At 69.1% G+C, this 13,653-nt stretch carries 15 protein-coding genes; 9 read left to right on the forward strand and 6 right to left on the reverse strand.

Annotated features, from left to right (window positions below; genetic code table 11):
- Positions 1 to 11: 11 nt before the first annotated feature.
- Positions 12 to 605 carry a 2-amino-4-hydroxy-6-hydroxymethyldihydropteridine diphosphokinase gene (gene folK, locus AADJ02_RS00510; protein WP_341211044.1) on the reverse strand — a complete coding sequence of 198 codons (594 nt, stop codon included), beginning with the start codon at positions 603 to 605 and terminating at the stop codon, positions 12 to 14.
- Positions 606 to 722: 117 nt separating this feature from the next.
- Here folK and AADJ02_RS00515 point away from each other — a divergent pair, with 117 nt between their 5' ends.
- Positions 723 to 1,292: an NYN domain-containing protein gene (locus tag AADJ02_RS00515; protein ID WP_341211045.1), complete on the forward strand. Its 570-nt coding sequence runs from the start codon at positions 723 to 725 to the stop codon at positions 1,290 to 1,292.
- Between the two features lie 109 nt (positions 1,293 to 1,401).
- Positions 1,402 to 2,361: a 4-hydroxy-3-methylbut-2-enyl diphosphate reductase gene (gene ispH / locus AADJ02_RS00520; protein ID WP_341211046.1), complete on the forward strand. Its 960-nt coding sequence runs from the start codon at positions 1,402 to 1,404 to the stop codon at positions 2,359 to 2,361.
- A 254-nt stretch (positions 2,362 to 2,615) separates the two neighbouring features.
- On the opposite strand, the gene AADJ02_RS00525 is transcribed toward ispH, so the two are convergent.
- Positions 2,616 to 3,440 (reverse strand): manganese catalase family protein, encoded by an 825-nt coding sequence (locus AADJ02_RS00525; RefSeq protein WP_341211047.1) that lies wholly within the window; start codon positions 3,438 to 3,440, stop codon positions 2,616 to 2,618.
- A gap of 138 nt (positions 3,441 to 3,578) precedes the next feature.
- On the opposite strand from AADJ02_RS00525, the gene rnhA reads away from it, so the two are divergent.
- From rnhA to AADJ02_RS00540, 3 genes are all read left to right on the forward strand, one after another.
- Positions 3,579 to 4,046 (forward strand): ribonuclease HI, encoded by a 468-nt coding sequence (rnhA, locus tag AADJ02_RS00530; RefSeq protein WP_341211048.1) that lies wholly within the window; start codon positions 3,579 to 3,581, stop codon positions 4,044 to 4,046.
- Between the two features lie 7 nt (positions 4,047 to 4,053).
- Positions 4,054 to 4,782 (forward strand): DNA repair protein RecO, encoded by a 729-nt coding sequence (gene recO, locus AADJ02_RS00535; RefSeq protein WP_341211049.1) that lies wholly within the window; start codon positions 4,054 to 4,056, stop codon positions 4,780 to 4,782.
- A gap of 65 nt (positions 4,783 to 4,847) precedes the next feature.
- Positions 4,848 to 5,612, forward strand: a complete 765-nt coding sequence (locus tag AADJ02_RS00540) for a sulfite exporter TauE/SafE family protein (RefSeq protein WP_341211050.1) — start codon at positions 4,848 to 4,850, stop codon at positions 5,610 to 5,612.
- Here the strand turns inward: AADJ02_RS00540 and truB are convergent.
- Genes truB through rbfA form a run of 3 tightly spaced genes read right to left on the reverse strand, consistent with a single transcriptional unit; the run spans position 5,609 to position 7,758 of the window.
- Positions 5,609 to 6,514, reverse strand: a complete 906-nt coding sequence (gene truB, locus AADJ02_RS00545) for a tRNA pseudouridine(55) synthase TruB (protein WP_341211051.1) — start codon at positions 6,512 to 6,514, stop codon at positions 5,609 to 5,611. The two genes, AADJ02_RS00540 and truB, sit on opposite strands and share 4 nt — an antisense overlap.
- A 33-nt stretch (positions 6,515 to 6,547) precedes the next feature.
- Positions 6,548 to 7,312, reverse strand: a complete 765-nt coding sequence (locus tag AADJ02_RS00550; protein ID WP_341211052.1) for a phosphodiester glycosidase family protein — start codon at positions 7,310 to 7,312, stop codon at positions 6,548 to 6,550.
- Positions 7,309 to 7,758 carry a 30S ribosome-binding factor RbfA gene (rbfA, locus tag AADJ02_RS00555; protein ID WP_341211053.1) on the reverse strand — a complete coding sequence of 150 codons (450 nt, stop codon included), beginning with the start codon at positions 7,756 to 7,758 and terminating at the stop codon, positions 7,309 to 7,311. Before rbfA ends, AADJ02_RS00550 begins: the two co-directional genes overlap by 4 nt.
- Before the next feature lie 85 nt (positions 7,759 to 7,843).
- On the opposite strand from rbfA, the gene dapB reads away from it, so the two are divergent.
- Complete coding sequence (gene dapB / locus AADJ02_RS00560; RefSeq protein ID WP_341211054.1) at positions 7,844 to 8,662, forward strand: 4-hydroxy-tetrahydrodipicolinate reductase; 819 nt, start codon at positions 7,844 to 7,846, stop codon at positions 8,660 to 8,662.
- A gap of 4 nt (positions 8,663 to 8,666) precedes the next feature.
- Here the strand turns inward: dapB and AADJ02_RS00565 are convergent, their stop codons facing one another.
- Positions 8,667 to 8,846: a DUF1674 domain-containing protein gene (locus AADJ02_RS00565; RefSeq protein ID WP_341211055.1), complete on the reverse strand. Its 180-nt coding sequence runs from the start codon at positions 8,844 to 8,846 to the stop codon at positions 8,667 to 8,669.
- 83 nt (positions 8,847 to 8,929) lie between these two features.
- On the opposite strand from AADJ02_RS00565, the gene AADJ02_RS00570 reads away from it, so the two are divergent.
- The 3 genes from AADJ02_RS00570 to purH all read left to right on the forward strand — a co-directional run bounded on the left by AADJ02_RS00570 (position 8,930) and on the right by purH (position 13,647).
- Positions 8,930 to 10,243, forward strand: a complete 1,314-nt coding sequence (locus AADJ02_RS00570; protein ID WP_341211056.1) for a transcription antitermination factor NusB — start codon at positions 8,930 to 8,932, stop codon at positions 10,241 to 10,243.
- Between the two features lie 78 nt (positions 10,244 to 10,321).
- Positions 10,322 to 12,028 carry a heparinase II/III family protein gene (locus AADJ02_RS00575; RefSeq protein WP_341211057.1) on the forward strand — a complete coding sequence of 569 codons (1,707 nt, stop codon included), beginning with the start codon at positions 10,322 to 10,324 and terminating at the stop codon, positions 12,026 to 12,028.
- A 32-nt stretch (positions 12,029 to 12,060) separates the two neighbouring features.
- A complete protein-coding gene (purH, locus tag AADJ02_RS00580) occupies positions 12,061 to 13,647 on the forward strand; it encodes a bifunctional phosphoribosylaminoimidazolecarboxamide formyltransferase/IMP cyclohydrolase (RefSeq protein ID WP_341211058.1) in 1,587 nt (528 codons plus the stop codon).
- Positions 13,648 to 13,653 lie beyond the last annotated feature (6 nt).

Genomic DNA, 13,653 nt, shown 5'->3' on the forward strand with positions numbered 1-13,653 from the left:
CGCCGGGGCGGTCAGTCAAGCGGCTCCAGCCCGTCCAGAGCAGCAGGGGGCAGCGCGTCGCGCATCGTCACCACGTCCAGCCCGGTGACGGGGTGGCGCCAGTCCGGCGCGACCTCGGCCAGGGGCACCAGCACGAATCCGCGATCCTGAAGCCGCGGATGCGGCAGGATCAGCCGATCCGGCGTCTCGCGGGCCTGCGCCTCGGGGGTGAGATCGCGCCAGAGCGACCAAGCGGCGAGATCGGGCATTACCGCGTCATCGAGCGTCAGCAGATCCAGATCGAGGCTGCGCGGCCCCCAACGGGTCTGACGCTCGCGGCCGAACGCCGCCTCGATGCGGTGCAACTCGGCCAGAAGGTCGTCGGCGCCGCGCTCGGTGTCCATTGCCATGGCGGCATTGATGAAATCCGGGCCGATGCCCGCCGGATAGGCGGGGCTGCGCCAGAGCCTGCTGACGCGCACCTCAGATCCCAATGCAGCGACCTGCGCCATCGCCGCGCTCAGGCTCTCGGCAGGCGATCCCTGCACCGATGCCGCATTCGCCCCAAGTGCGATCAATGCTCGCCGGATGACGGGTCGCGTGCCAAGATTGTCCTGCGATATCATACGGTGTGTTTCCAGAGCTTGATTTTCACGGGCAAAGAAAGGCAGGGAAGAAGATAGCCGTGCTCGGTTTCGGGTCCCGGTCGGGCTCGGCGATATTTTAGTAGGGAATTTTTGACAATGTTTTATCGCGACGAACGTCTCGCGCTCTTCATCGACGGCGCAAACCTGCACGCCACCGGCAAGGCTTTGGGCTTTGACATCGACTACAAGCTGTTGCGGCAGGAATTCATGCGCCGGGGCCGGTTGATCCGGGCCTATTACTATACGGCTCTTCTCGACGGCGACGAATATTCGCCGATCCGACCGCTGGTGGATTGGTTGCAGTACAACGGCTTTACCATGCGCACCAAGCCCGCGCGCGAATTCACCGACGCGCAGGGCCGTCGCAAGATCAAGGGCAACATGGACGTGGAGCTCGCGGTCGACGCGCTCGATATTGCGGATCGGATCGACCACGCGGTGCTGTTTTCGGGCGATGGCGATTTCCGCCCGCTGGCCGAGGCGCTGCAGCGGCGCGGGGTCCGGGTCTCGGTGGTCTCCTCGGTGCGTTCCTCGCCGTCGATGATCTCCGACGAGCTGCGCCGACAGGCCGATAATTTCATCGATCTGGAGGAGTTGCGCGAGGTCGTGGGTCGCGCGCCGCGCCAGCAGACCTCCTCCCACGAGCGAAACGAGCACGACGACTGATTACCCCGCCCGGGCGGGGTGCTGGACCTCGCCGCCCGGAATGCTTAGCTGTGCGGCATCCCATGCGATGTCCCACGCGACCGGCCAAGCGTGCCCCGGAGGCTTCCCGATGACCGAGACCACCCTGCCGCCCCTGACCCTGCACCTTGCAGCACCACGCGGCTTTTGCGCGGGCGTCGACCGCGCCATCAAGATCGTCGAGATGGCGCTCTCGAAATGGGGCGCTCCGGTCTATGTGCGCCACGAGATCGTCCACAACCGCTATGTCGTGGAGGATCTGCGCGCCAAGGGGGCGGTCTTCGTTGAGGAGCTGGACGAGGCCCCCGACGACCGGCCGGTAATCTTCTCTGCGCATGGTGTCGCCAAGGCGGTGCCTGCCGAGGCGACCCGGCGTGGCATGATCCAGGTCGACGCCACCTGTCCGCTGGTGACCAAGGTGCACAACGAGGCGGCGCGTCACTCCGCCGAAGGGCTGCAGATGATCATGATCGGCCATGCGGGCCACCCCGAGACCGTGGGCACCATGGGCCAGCTGCCCGAGGGCGAGGTGCTGCTGGTCGAGACCGAGGCCGATGTGGCGACGGTCGAGGTGCGCGACCCCGAGCATCTCGCCTATGTCACACAGACCACGCTGTCGGTCGATGACACGGCGGGCATCGTCGCGGCGCTCAAGGCGCGGTTTCCCGCGATCAAGGGGCCCGGCAAGGAAGACATCTGCTACGCCACCACCAACCGTCAGGAGGCGGTGAAGGCGATGGCCCCTGCGTGCGACGCGCTGCTGGTCGTCGGCGCGCCGAACTCCTCGAACTCCAAGCGTCTCGTCGAGGTCGCCTCGAAGGCGGGCTGCTCTTATGCGCAGCTCGTGCAGCGCGCCGCCGATATCGACTGGCGCGCGCTCGAAGGCATCGGCTCACTGGGTCTGACCGCGGGAGCCAGCGCGCCCGAGGTGTTGGTCGAGGAGGTGATCGAGGCCTTCCGCGCGCGCTTCGACGTGACAGTGAAGCTGGTGGAGACGGCGCAGGAGAACGTGGAGTTCAAGGTGCCGCGCATCCTGCGCGAGCCCGCCTGATCCGGCCTGCTTTCGGTCGTCGTTTTCAGGCAAGCTCCGCTCTTCGATCGGACATCGCCGGGAGGGTGAGGCGTCACATGCCTGACCCAGCCCGCTCTTTGGTTTGGACGCACTGCGACGGCTGAACGCGCGCTATGGCAACTTTGCTCTTCAAATACTCAAATCCCACGGTGCCGCTCGGGCGCAGCCTTGGGATTTGAGTATTTACAGATTGAAGTTCGAGGTGGGCAGGCCCAGAGGCCCGCCCGTTTCGCTCATTCCTGCTCTGACTGGGCGCCCGATCCGGGCCTTGCACGGCCGAGGTCCGGCTTCTGGCCCAGCGGCTCGGGCTTGTCCTTCTTGGAAAAGGTGCCGCGTCCGTCGAGCGAGGGACCGGAGGTCCAGCGACCTTCGGGCGTCGGCTCGTCGAGCGAGGTATTGAGGAAGTAGTAGCTGTGCTCGGTCGCCTCATGTTCCTCGGGGGTGGAGTTCGGAATCGGCAGCGCCGCCTCCCAGCCGCCCAACTCCTCGATCACCGCGAGCCACTGCTGCTGGTGCATCGTGTCGCGCGCGATCAGGAAGGACAGCATGTCCTTCATGCCTGCATCGTCGGTCATGTTGTAGAGCCGCGAGGCCAGCACCCGGCCACCCGATTCGGCGGTGGCGTTGGCCATCATGTCCGCGGCGAGGTTGCCGGTGGCATAGACGTGGCTCATATCGAATGGCACGCCGTTGGCGTTGACCGGCATCGCCGAAAGGCCCGAGGACAGGATGTGGCGCGGGTTCATGCCGCCCAGGATCGCATGCACGATCGGGTCTTTTGCGGCCTCGTCCTGCACCTCGACCGGTGCGCCTTCGAGGTTGAGGGCGACGGCATGGCCGAGGAACTCGATATGGCTCAGCTCCTCGGTGGCGGTCATCATCAGCATGTCGCGGTATTTGGAATCGCCGCGCGCGCCCATGGCCTGAAAGAAATACTGCATCGCGACGCGGATCTCGCCCTCGACGCCGCCGATCGCCTGCTGGAGATATTTGGCGAAGGCGGGAGAGGGTTTGTCGACGCGCACCTGGTACTGAAGCTTGGAGGAATGGTGGAACATGGGGAAGGCTCCGGTTGGGGTGAAGTCACGCCGGAGAACCCTTTCACCCATAGGGTGAGTTCCCGAGGGTACGTTGCCGGACGGCAAAGCTTCGCCTAAACGGGACGCCCCGATCCCTCCGACCAAGGACGCCTCTCAATGGCCAAGATCTTCGCCTTCACCGATGGTGCCTGTTCGGGCAATCCCGGCCCCGGCGGCTGGGGCGCGCTGCTGCAGGCCAAGGACGGCGAAACCGTCACCAAGGAACGCGAGCTCAAGGGTGGCGAGCAGATGACCACCAACAACCGTATGGAGCTGATGGCCGCGATCGCGGCGCTCGAGGCGCTGGGCAAGCCCTCGAAGCTTACCGTCGTGACCGACAGCGCCTATGTGAAAGGGGGCATCACCGAATGGATGGCGGGATGGAAGCGCAAGGGATGGCGGACCTCGGCCGGCAAGCCGGTCAAGAACGAGGACCTTTGGCGCAGGCTCGACGAGGCGGCGGCACGGCACACGGTGGTCTGGACCTGGGTCAAGGGCCACGCCGGTCACCCCGAGAACGAGCGCGCCGACGAGTTGGCCCGCGCGGGCATGGCGCCGTTCAAACCGGGCCGCGCCCGCGCGTGAGCCGCCCATGATCGAGTGGCGCGAAGAGGGGGCGCTGCTCCGGGTGCGCCGCCATGGCGAGGGCTCGGCCATCGTCGAGGTCTTCACCCGTGGCCACGGACTGCACGCCGGAGTGGTCCGGGGCGGCGGCTCGCGCCGTATCGCCCCTTTGCTGCAGCCCGGCGCGCAGCTCGATCTGACGTGGAAGGCCCGTTTGGGCGAGCATCTGGGTAACTTCACCTTCGAGCCGGTCCGTTCGCGCGCGGCGCAGGTGATGGAGGATCGGCTGGCGCTGGCCGGGCTCAACGCCGTCGCGGCGCTGCTCGTCACCGTGCTGCCCGAGCGCGACCCGCATGCGCCGCTCTATGACCGGACCATGGCGCTGCTGGATCTGCTGGGCGAGAGCGAAGTCTGGCCGCTGGCCTATCTGCGCTGGGAGCTGGCGCTGCTGGAGGAGATGGGCTTCGCGCTCGATCTCGACCGCTGCGCCGTCACCGGTGCGACCGAGGGGCTGGATCTGGTTAGCCCGAAATCGGGCCGCGCGGTAAGCCGCGAAGGCGCGGGCGAATGGGCGTCGAAGCTGCTGCCGCTGCCAGCGGTGCTACGCGGTGAGGGGGAGGCCGAGGCCGCGGACATCGTCGCGGCGCTCAAGACCACCGGCTGGTTCATCGAACACCGGCTCGTGCCCGGCTCGGGCGACCGACCGCTGCCCCCGGCGCGGGGTCGGCTGATCGAGGCGATCGAAAGAGCCGGCTGAGGCCCCTTGCCCCGCTGACGCTTTCCCGCCACCAGTGCGACGATTGAACGTTCCGTGAGAGTCGCATGTATCCATTCGCCGAGCTGATGCCGCCGCAGCTTTTGTTGTTGTCCGTTCTCGTGGGCTTTGGCGCGGGCATCGTGAAGGGGATGGTGGGCTTCGCCATGCCGATGATCATGATCTCGGCGATGTCGATGTTCCTGCCGCCCGAACTCGCGCTCGCGGCGTTGATCGCGCCGACGCTGGTGACCAATGGCATGCAGGCCCTGCGGCAGGGCGGGACAGCGGCGTTCACCACCGTGAAGCGGTTTCGCGTCTACCTGATCGCGGGGGGGCTGATGCTCGCCCTGAGCGCGCAGTTGGTGCGGGTGCTGAGCACCGAGGCGCTGTTCTTGCTGATCGGCGCGCCGGTCTCTGCCTTTGCCATTCTCCAGCTTTCGGGCTGGAAGCCGAAGATTCCCGAAAAAACCACCGGCATCGAGGCGCTGATCGGCGGGTTCTCGGGCTTCGTGGGCGGTGTCTCGGGTGTCTGGGGGCCGCCGACGGTGGCTTATCTCACGGCGATCGACACGCCCAAGGGCGATTCGATCCGGGTGCAGGGGGTGATCTACGGGCTCGGCGCACTGGCGCTCTCGGGCGCGCATCTGCAGTCGGGCGTGCTGAACGGCGCGACGCTGCCATTCTCGCTGTTCATGATCGTGCCAGCGGTGGCGGGCATGATGCTCGGCGGGCTGGCGCACGACCGGATCGACCAGAAGGCGTTCAGGCAGGTGACGCTGATCGTGCTTCTGGTCGCCGGGCTCAATCTCGTGCGGCGTGCGGTGTTCTAGACCACGAACACGCGGGAGGGGTGCAGCTCCGGCCCCATGACCCGGCCCACGGCCACGGCGTGGCCCTCATGCGCGGCCCAGGCCTCTTCACCGTAGTCGAGCCCCGAGGCGATCACCGGCGCGGGGTTGCCGTTGCGGAGCCGCGTGGCCGATTCGGCCGAGCATGTCACGCGCGGCAGATCGGCGAGGCCGTCTTCCAGCGGACGCAGGAACCGGTCTAGCGCCTCGGACTTGGCCTCGGCCTCGATCTGCGCCAGCGTCACGCCCTCGGCGGCGGTGAACGGCCCCGACCAGACCCGGCGCAGTTCGCGCACATGGCCCAGGCAACCGAGCTTTTCGCCCAGATCGCGCGCGATGGAGCGCACGTAGCCACCCTTGCCACAGACCATTTCGAGCTTCGCGTGATCGGCGTCGGGCCGATCCATGAGGATCAGGCTTTCGACCCAGAGCGGTCGCGCGGCCAGCTCCATCTCCTCGCCCGCCCTCGCGCGGGCATAGGCGCGCTGGCCATCGACCTTCACCGCCGAGAAGGCGGGCGGCACCTGTTCGATGTCGCCGACAAAGGAATGCAGCGCCTCCTTGATCTCGGCATCCGTGGGGCGCGCGTCGGAGCGCGCCGTGACCTCGCCCTCGGCGTCGTCGGTGTTCGTCGCGGCCCCGAAGGTCACGGTGAACTCATAGGCTTTCAACGCGTCGGTGATGTAGGGCACGGTCTTGGTCGCCTCGCCCAGCGCCACTGCGAGCACGCCGGTGGCGTCGGGGTCGAGCGTGCCCGCATGGCCCGCCTTCTTGGCGTCGAAGGCCCATTTGACCTTGTTGACCACCGCCGTGGAGGTCAGGCCCGCGGGCTTGTCCACCACCAGCCAGCCCGAGATGTCGCGTCCCTTGCGCTTGCGTGCCATGTCGCCCCCGTTGATCCCGTAAGGTCGCGGGGCCTAGCCGCCGGGGCGCGCCTCGTCAACGGGCGACAGCACGCCGACGATCGGACCCATGGCAAAGCCGAAGTCCGAACGGTTCAGCTCGGGCGCATGCAGGCGGCTGACATTGCCGTCGAAATACAGCGCCTGCGGCAGGCCGAGATGGTCGCGAAAGAACGATCCGAACTCGTGAAACGTCACCGGCGCATTGGCGATGACAAAGACCGCGCGGTCGCCCGCATCGGTCGTGCCGACGCCGTTGCGAATATTGCGCGAGGTGCTGTCGGGCAGAAAGCGCGGGTGCAATTCGCCGTCGATCACCAGCATCGGACCGGATTGGGTGGCGTAGCGGCACGCAGGGGCCTCGGTCTCGTAGCGCAAGGTTTCGATGGCGCGGGCGGTGTCGTCGCCGATGCAGAACACACCGTTGGGCAGCATGCCGAAGTTGCCGGGCCCGGCGTTGGTGACGAGGCGCATGACCTCTTCGCCGTTCTCGAGATACTGGCCCACGGGGCGACGATCGGGGTGATACATGCCCGCGTTCATCGCAAAATCGAGCTTGGCCCCGTCGGCCTCGCGGTCGATCGCCTGAAAGCTGCCGTAGAGCCCACCGCGCGGATCGGTCAGGAACAGGCGCAGGTCATCGGCGGCGGGATCGACCTCGCAGACCGTGTAGGACAGCCCCTCATAGTCCACATCCTCGCAGGCCGATGCCTCGACAGGGGCGGGCAGGGCGCAGGCCACGCCGAGGCCGAGCACGGCCAGAGCGAGGCGCGAGATCATTCCCCGCCCTCCTCCGCGCCGCCCGAGCCGGCCTCGTTCGGCGCAACATCGTCGCCCTCGACGTCGCGGCGGACCTTTTCGTCCGACAGCAGGCGGCGGGTTTCGTCCATGCGATCAAAGGTGCGATCGATCTCGAACTTGAGGTCGGGCGCGTGCTTGAGCTTCATGTTGCGCGCCAGCAGGAAGCGGATCTCGGGCTTGGCGCGACGCAGCGCGGCCAGCATCACCTCTTCGTCGCCGCCGCCCAGCGGCAGCACGAAGCAGGTAGCGCGCTTGAGGTCGGGCGTGGCCCGGACCTCGCCCACGGTGATCGACATGCCCGACAGCTCGGGCTCGTGCAGGTCGCCACGGGTCAGCAGCTCGGACAGGCTGCGGCGGATGAGTTCGCCCACGCGCAGCTGACGCTGCGAAGGGCCACGGGGCTCGGAGGAACGGGTTTTGCTCATGCGGCTTCATCTAGTCTCCGAGGCCGGTCTTGCCAAGCGGGCGCGGCTCGCGCGAGGAAGGGACAGCATTCGAGAGGACAGGCACATGACCGAGACAGCACCGGGGATCGTGATCATGGGGGCGGCGGGCCGGATGGGGCAGATGCTCGTGCGCGCCGTCTGCGACAGCGGCGAAGCGCGGCTCGCAGGGGCCGTGGTGCGCACTGGCCACGACTGGGTCGGCCAGGACATCGGCCACGCGATGGGCGGCCCGGCCATGGGCGTCGTGGTCAGCGACGACCCGCTCGAGGCAATGGCGCGTGCGCAGGCGGCGATCGACTTCACCACGCCCGAGACGACGCTGGAGGTCGCGCATCTCGCGGCACAGGCCCGCGCCGTGCATGTGATCGGCACCACCGGCTTCGACGATGCGCAGCTAGAACGGCTGATCCCGGCCTCGCGCCATGCGGTGCAGGTGCGCGCGGGCAACATGAGCCTCGGGGTGAACCTGCTCACGGGTCTGACCCGAATGGTCGCCGCCGCGCTGGACGACGGCTGGGACATCGAGGTGGTCGAGGCGCATCACAGCCGCAAGGCCGATGCGCCCTCGGGCACCGCCCTAATGCTAGGCGAGGCCGCAGCCGAGGGGCGCGGCGTGACGCTCGGCCAGGTCGCGGACCGGGCGCGTGACGGTATTACCGGGGCGCGCATCCGCGGCCACATCGGCTTTTCGGCGATTCGTGGCGGTGACATCGTGGGCGAGCACGACGTGATCTTCGCGGGTCAGGGCGAGCGCATCGTGCTGCGCCACATGGCGACCGACCGGATGATCTTTGCGCGCGGGGCCTTGCGGGCGGCCCTCTGGGGGCAGGGGCGCTCGCCCGGCGCCTACGACATGATCGACGTACTCGGGCTCGCGCGCTGAAGCTCTAGAAGTCGATGGCGAGGCCCTGCTTTTCCCAGTCGCCATAGCGCACGGGCTCGGGGCCATCGCGGCCACCAAGCTCGGGGGGAAGCTTCGCGGCCTCGTCCAGGGCCGCCCGGCGGGCGCGCGCCTCTTCGAGGGCGCGCTTGGCGGCTTCGGGCATGTCGGGGGTCTTGTCGGCCATGGCGTCTCTCCTGAGGCGGCGCTTGTGCGGCGGATGCTCGGGATATACGTGCTGATCCGTCTCCAACAACCCCCGGACCCGCCATGACACAGGACCGCGCCACGGCCCCAGCCACGGCTTCAGACGACGGCATCGCCGCGCGCCGCGCCGCGCTGCACCTCATCGAGCAGGCGACGGGGGGGCAGCGGCTGTTGTCCGAAACCATCGCGGCAGGCGCGCTCGAGCGTCTCTCGCCCCCCGACCGGGCCCGCGCCCAGCGTCTCGCGACGCAAGCGCTGCGGCAGTTGCCGACGGCGGACCGGGCGCTCAAGCCGTTTCTCGCGAAACAGCCGCCCCTCGCGGTGCGCAACGCGCTGCGGCTTGGCGCGGTCGAGATCATGGAAGGGGCCGCGGCGCATGGCGTGGTCAACGCCATGGTGCAGATCATGTCCAAGGGCAAACGCACCCAGAGCTACAAGGGGCTCGTCAACGCGGTGCTGCGCAAGCTCGGCGAGCAGCCGCCGGAGGCTTTTGCCAAACTGCCGGTGCCAAAGCTGCCAAACTGGCTGCGCGGGCCGATGGTCGAAGCCTGGGGCCGCAAATCGGTCGAGGAGATGGAGGCGGTGCAGGCCGTCCCGGCGCCGCTCGATCTCACGCCCAAGGGCGACGCGGCGGCGCTGGCCGAGGCTTTGGGTGGCGAGCTGCTGCCCACGGGGTCGGTCCGGCTCGCGGGGGCCGGGCAGGTCTCGGCGCTGCCCGGTTTCGAGACGGGCGACTGGTGGGTGCAGGACGCCGCCGCCGCTGTGGCGGCGCGCGTGCTCGACGCGAAACCGGGCGAGCGGGTGCTCGATCTGTGCGCCGCGCCGGGCGGCAAGACGATGCAGCTCGCCGCCGCGGGGGCCGAGGTCACCGCGCTCGATCTCTCGGAGGCGCGGCTCGGGCGGCTGCGGGAGAACCTCGAGCGCACCGGCCTTTCGGCCGGCATCGTGCAGGCCGACGCGCTGGAGTACGACGAGGGCGGCTTCGACGCGATCCTGCTCGACGCGCCTTGTTCGGCGACCGGCACGATCCGCCGCCATCCGGACCTGCCGCACGCCAAGGACGGCTCGGAGTTCGGTGCGCTGATCGAGCTGCAGGCCGAGATGATCGATCACGCGCTGACGCTTTTGAAACCCGGCGGGCGGCTTGTCTTCTGCACCTGTTCGCTTTTGCCCGATGAGGGCGAGGTGCAGATCGAGGAGGCGCTGGCCCGTCATGAAGGGCTGCTCAACGACCGCGAAGCCTTGGTTCGGCCCGGCATCGACCCCGACTGGATCGGCCCCGAGGGGCTGCGCCTGCGGCCCGACTTCTGGGCCGAGCGCGGCGGCATGGACGGCTTTTTCATCGCTTGCCTGCGGCCCGGCGCGCGGGACGGGTGACAAAGGCCCGCACCCGGCCCTAGCATGACGTCGCGCGGGGCAGGGCGCGGGGCAGCGGGAGATGGGCCGGTGGCGGTCATGCAACACCGATGGGGGATCGAGCGGCTTTGGTGGCGGATGGATGCGCGCGCGCCCGTGCCCGACGCGCTGGCGCGCCCCGCCACACCAGAGGGGTTCGGCGATCCCAAGCGCGGCCGCGACCTGCTGGCCGGGCGACACCTCAGGGCCGGGCAACAGGTCCAGAGCCGGGGCCGCCCGATCTGGTCGCTTGGCCCCGAAACCGATCCCGAAAGCGCGGCGCAGCACCGTTTTGGCTGGCTCGACGACCTCGCGGCTCAGGGCGGTCCCGCAGCGCGCGATCTCGCTTGGGACTGGCTCAAGGACTGGATCACCCGATATGGCGACGGGCGCGGACCGGGCTGGACCTTTGAGGCTACCGCCAAGCGGCTGACGGTCTGGGTGTCCAACGGGGCCTGGCTGACCCAGAGCCCGTCGCCGCGTTCGGACGAGGCCGCGTTCCTGCGCAGCCTGTCGCTGCAATCGCGCTGGCTGGCGCGGCATTGGCACAAGGCGCAGGCCGGGCCGGGGCGCGTCATGGCGCTCTCGGCACTGTTGCAGGCCGAGATGGCGCTCTACGCCGCGCCGCGCCAGCCCGCCCGCCGCGCGGCGGCGTTGGGGCAGGCGGCGGCCACCGCCATCGGTCAGGACGGTGCCATCGCCTCTCGCGATCCCGAGGCGCTGCTCGATTTGCTCTGTTCGCTCAACACTGCCGCCGCGATTCTCGGGGCGGCCACCACCTCCGCCCAGCGCGACGCGATGGACGCGGCGGCCCGGCTGTTGCGGGCTCTGCGCCATGCCGACGGCGAGCTGGCGCGGTTTCACGGCGGCGGGCGAGGGGCCGAGGGGCGTCTGGAACGGGCGCTGCTCGAGGCGGAAGTGCCTGTGGGCGCGCCACCGGTCGGGCTGCGCATGGGGTACGCGCGGCTCGCGGCGGCGCGCACTACCGTGCTGCTCGACGCGGCAAGGCCACCGAGTGGTCCGCTCGCGACGCGGGCCCACGCCTCGACGCTGGCCTTCGAGATGACCTGCGGCCGCCGACCCCTGATCGTCAGCTGTGGCTCCGGTGCGCATCACGGGCCCGACTGGCGCCGTGCCGGGCGCGCCACACCGTCGCATTCCACGCTCTGCCTCGACGGGCACTCCTCGGCGCGCCTCGGGATGGGCCTGGGCGGGGCCGAGCCTTTGGTCGAGGGGCCGGGAGAGGTGCTGGCGCACCGCGCCGATGCCGATGGGATGCAACGGATCGAGGCTAGCCATGACGCTTGGCGTGCAAACTTCGGGCTGACGCATGATCGCAGGCTCGGGCTCGACCGAGGCGGCCTGACGCTCGTGGGCGAGGACCTGCTGACCACGCTCGGCCCCGCGGACGAGCGGGCCTTCGACGCCGCGAGCCATGCCGGGCGCGATCCGGGCGTCGCCTTCACGATCCGGTTCCACCTGCACCCCGACGTGGAGGCCGCGCTCGACGCGCAAGGGGCCGTGGCGCTGCTCCGGCTGCGCTCGGGCGAGGTCTGGCGTCTCGCGCATGACGGCGGCGCACGCCTGTCGCTGGCACCCTCGGTCTACCTCGAAAAGAGCCGTTCACGACCCGTGCCGACGCAACAGGTGGTTTTATCCGGCCGCGCGATGGCCTATGCGACCCTCGTCCGCTGGTCGCTCGTGCGATCGGGCGACGCCGTGCTGGCTCCGCGCGACCTGTGGCGCGGGGAGGGTGATCCGGCGTGAGGCCGGCGGACCAGGATCAGGAAGGACGACCCATGACCTCGCTTGCCCCGCTGCGCCGCGCGCTGCTCTCCGTTTCCGACAAGACCGGCCTCGTGGACCTCGCGCGCGCGCTCGACGCCCGCGGCGTCGAGCTGCTCTCCACCGGCGGCTCGGCCAAGGCGCTGCGCGAGGCGGGGCTGCCCGTCCGGGACGTGGCCGAGATCACCGGCTTTCCCGAGATGATGGACGGTCGCGTCAAGACGTTGCACCCCCGCGTGCACGGCGGCCTGCTCGCGGTGCGGAGCGATGACAGCCACACGGCGGCGATGGCCGAGCACGGCATCCCGGCGATCGACCTGCTGGTGGTCAACCTCTACCCCTTCGAGGAGACGGTGGCCAAAGGCGCCGACTACGACACCTGCATCGAGAACATCGACATCGGCGGCCCGGCGATGATCCGCGCCGCCGCCAAGAACCACGCCGATGTCTGCGTGGTGACGGATGTCGAGGACTACGAGGCGCTGCTGTCGGAGCTGGAGAACAACGACGGCCAGACCGATCTGCCCTTCCGCAAGCGGCTCGCCCAGACCGCCTATGCCCGCACCGCCGCCTATGACGCCGCCGTCTCGACCTGGATGGCACGGGCCATCGGCGAGACGACGCCGCGCCGCCGCGCCTTTGCCGGCACGCTGGTCCAGACGCTGCGTTATGGCGAGAACCCGCACCAGCAGGCGGCCTTCTACACCGACGGCACCTCGCGTCCGGGCGTCGCCACCGCGCGGCAGATCCAGGGCAAGGAGCTGAGCTACAACAACATCAACGACACCGACGCGGCCTATGAGCTGGTGGCCGAGTTCGGCGGTGACGCACCTGCCTGCGCGATCATCAAGCACGCCAACCCCTGCGGCGTCGCCACCGGCGGCTCGCTGGTCGAGGCCTATGCGCGCGCCTTCGATTGCGACCGCACCTCGGCCTTTGGCGGCATCGTGGCGCTGAACCGGCCGCTCGACGGCGCGACTGCCGCGGAGATCGCGAAGATCTTCACCGAGGTCGTCATCGCGCCCGGCGCCGACGAAGAGGCCCGCGCCATCTTCGCCGCCAAGAAGAACCTGCGCCTGCTGGTAACCGAGGCGCTGCCCGATCCGCGCGCGCCGCGTCTGACCTATCGGCAGGTCGCCGGTGGCCTGCTGGTGCAGGACCACGATTCGGGCTTCGTGAGCCGCGACGACCTCAAGGTCGTGACCAAGCGCGCGCCCTCGGCGCAGGAGATCGAAGACCTGATGTTCGCTTGGACCGTGGCGCGGCACGTGAAGTCGAACGCCATCGTCTATGCCAAGGACGGCCAGACGGTGGGTGTCGGCGCAGGCCAGATGAGCCGGCTCGACAGCGCGCTGATCGCGGCTGCCAAGGCGGGCCGCATGGGCGAGGCGCTGGGCCTGTCCGAAACCCCCGCCAAGGGTTCGGTCGTGGCGTCGGATGCGTTCTTTCCCTTTGCCGACGGGTTGATGGAAGCGGCGGGCGCGGGCGTCACGGCGGTGATCCAGCCGGGTGGTTCGATGCGCGACGACGAGGTGATCGCCGCCGCCGACGAGGCAGGTCTGGCGATGGTGCTGACCGGCATGCGTCATTTCCGGCACTGAGGAGAG

Source organism: uncultured Limimaricola sp., assembly GCF_964022235.1.
Lineage (GTDB): Bacteria > Pseudomonadota > Alphaproteobacteria > Rhodobacterales > Rhodobacteraceae > Limimaricola.